2 protein-coding genes are annotated in these 3125 nt (G+C 62.0%); both read right to left on the bottom strand.

What is annotated here, in order from left to right; genetic code table 11:
- Positions 1–209: 209 nt before the first annotated feature.
- Positions 210–1733 (bottom strand): BCCT family transporter, encoded by a 1524-nt coding sequence (locus AC4FAH_RS14085; RefSeq protein WP_490246261.1) that lies wholly within the window; start codon positions 1731–1733, stop codon positions 210–212.
- Between the two features lie 364 nt (positions 1734–2097).
- Positions 2098–3125: BCCT family transporter (locus AC4FAH_RS14090; RefSeq protein ID WP_490246262.1), on the bottom strand; the 1028-nt coding region annotated here is incomplete at its 5' end.

The following is a 3125-nucleotide window of genomic DNA, read 5'->3' on the forward strand; positions in this document are numbered from 1 at the left end:
TATCAGTGTGTGCTGATGGACTGTCAATGCGGCGAAGGCGCAAGACGTGTCGTTCCTGGTAGGTAGCGAAAAAAGGTGTTCATCAGACGTGACACGGCCCTACACCTCATTTGAGGGCAGGGCCGGTGTTTTGGATAGATTGCGTTGGACAGATTGCGTTGTCATGCATCGCATCAGTACGCGCTGCGACGCATCTCACACCATGGCGTTCAGCGCTGGGTGAGTGGCGCCGGTGCCGGGGCGGCACGGGTGGCGCGATCACGGCGTACGCGGATCACGAAGGCGATTACCAGCGCGAAGATACCGAAGGCGACCGGGATGGCGGCGACCGAGATCAGGCTCAGCAGGGTCTTGTAGACATCGCCGCCCAGCCAGCTGACCACGACAGCCAGGGCCGCCATGGAGACGATCCAGAAGGCGCGTGAGCGTTTGACGGTCAGCATCTCGCACACCAGGCCCGCGGAGTCGGCGCTGGTGATGAAGAACAGCAGGATGTTGAGCGTCAGTATCACCGAGAGGATGCCGGTGGTATCGATGGTATCGATCAGCTTGAACACGTCATCGACGCCCAGGCTCAGACTGCCGAGACCGAACACCACGAACCACAGGCATGAGAACAGGGTCGGCACCAGCATCACGCCCAGTACCATGCCACGCAGGGTGCGGCCCTTGGAAATGCGGGCGATGAAGACGCCGGTGAAGATGAACCAGCCATACCAGGCCGCCTCGAAGGCATACAGCCAGTCTGCCAGCCATGTCTTGCGCTCCGGATCGCCCAGGCCGATATCGGTGGCCATCGCGGGGTACTTGAGCAGGTATTCCGGCACCAGGCGCACGAAGGTGGAGAGGATATCGCCGGGCACGGTCAGCACCAGCACGCCGAGCATCAGGATGATCGCGAACAGGGTGTTGTAGTTGCTCAGCCACTTGATGCCGCGCTTGAGGCCCGAGGCGGAGGAGATGATGGCGCACACGGCCAGCACGCAAATGATCAGGGTCGGGCTGAATTCGATGCCGACCAGCTTGACCAGCCCCTGCTGGATCGGGGTGGTCGCGTAGGTGAAGGACAGTGACAGGCCGATGACGGTGGAGACGACGAGGCTGATCAGGTTCAGCTTGCTCCACAGGCCGTTGCCCAGCAGTTCTTCGGCAGGCTTGGCCATCTTCATGTTGTACATGGCGTGGGCGAAGAGCGCGCCGATGGCCAGATAACCGGCCCAGGCGAGCAGGCCCCAGTGATTGAAGGCGTTGAGCAGCGCCATGTTGGTGCTCAGGCCGGCATCGGTGTGATATTTCGGTTCCAGCACGCCCCAGGTGAGCAGGCCGATGCCCATGCCGGTGGCGAACAGCATGCCCATCCAGCTCAGGGTATGGAATTCAGGGTCGCCTTCGCCGAAGCGCAGCTTGCCCAGCGGGGTAAAGCAGACCGCAACCAGCAGCAGCGAGACGGCAAAGGCCGGCCAGGTGAACAGGAAGCCGAAGTTGCCGATCACCGAGCCCTTGATCAGGTCGAGACTGGCCAGAAATCCTTCGGGAAACAGGGCGGCGGCACCGATCAGTAGCGCGATCACGCAGACGGTCGCGATCGAGGTCAGGTATTGCTCCTTGCCACAGGTCGAGTTTCCTAGCCCGCAGATGTCGTCAGCGGAGTGCGCGTTCTGTTGTTCATGATTGGACTGTCTAGAGACGGACTGTTCAGAAGCAGGCGGTGCAGAGGGCGAGTGGTGGGTCATTGTGCGAGTCCTGATGTTGTTATTGTCGTGGCAGGCAACGTGATACGGGGATGAGGTGACGCGTTGAAGAGGCCGATGCTGAGCTCCTGTGAATGGCAAGGACCTCATAAGACTATCCGTACTGGGTAAGCAGTTTTGGATATGCACGACAACTAATTGGCTTGTTGCGACATGACGGCCCACTCCAGCGCGATATCGGCAGGCATGAGCTTGATGTGTTGCCCAACGCGACTCGCCGAGCCGCCCCTGTGACGGGATGGCTCGGCGAGTGGGGGTTGGCAGGACCGGTCTGGCAGAACATGTCATGCCAGTGAGGCTTCATGTGGGGACTGACACAAGTTCAGGCTTACTCTCAGCCTCGAGCTCAGGCCTGGCCTCTGCCCGGCTTCGGCTTGCCGAGTTTCATGAGGGCGATGCCGGATTCCTGGCACAGCGCTACCAGAAGGCCTAGCGTCATCGCCACGATCACGAAGCTCATCGGCAGGGCGGCAGCCATCAGGATGGTCTGCAGCGCCTTGAGTCCGGCTGCCATCAGCAGCGTACCGGCCACCAGCCCGATGCAGATGCCCCAGAAGATACGATGGTGCGCCAGCGGTTCTTCATCGCCCAGCGACAGGATGGTCGTGACCACCAGAGTGCTGGAATCCGAGCTGGTCACGAACCAGCTGATCAACAGGAAGATCAGCAGAGACGACAGGATGACGCTCAGCACGCTATTGCCCGCCAGGGCATCGGCGGTGGCGAACAGCGCTTCGGGCAGATTCCAGTTGCGCACCAGCGTCATCAGCTCGCCGCTGCCGACCCCCATGCTAGCCGTCAGCTCCTGATACAGGCCGGTGCCACCGAACAGTGCCTGCCAGATGAAGATGATCAGCGGCGGGGCGATCAGCACGCCCAGAATGAATTCCCGCAGGGTGCGGCCCTTGGAGATGCGGGCGATGAACAGCCCGATGAACGGGGCCCACGCCAGCCACCAGGCCCAGTAGAAGATGGTCCAGCCGACCTGCCAGCTGTTTTCTCCCGCGGTCTCGGCGACCCACAGCCCCATCGGCACCACATCGCGCAGATAGGCCAGCAGCGTCTCGCCGAACAGCGAGATCAGCCACAGCGTTGGGCCACCGATCAGGAAGCTGCCGACCACGAGGACCGACACGCCGATGTTCAGCTCGGAGATGAAGCGAATTCCGCGCTTGATGCCGGAGACCGCCGAGGCGATCGAGATCGCACTGATCGCGACGATCAGCGCCAGCTGGGTGCCGATGCCGGCATCCAGACCGGTGAGGCGATTGAGGCCCACCGCGATCTGGCTGACGCCCAGCCCCAGCGATGTGGCGATACCGAACACGCAGCCCAGCACGCCCATGATGTCGACGGCATGGCCGATCGGGCCGT

This window comes from Cobetia sp., assembly GCF_983723665.1.

What these genes read in the sequence shown, in the direction of transcription:
- AC4FAH_RS14085 (WP_490246261.1), bottom strand. Translation starts at nt 1,733, where the DNA reads ATGACCCACCACTCGCCCTCTGCACCGCCTGCTTCTGAACAGTCCGTC.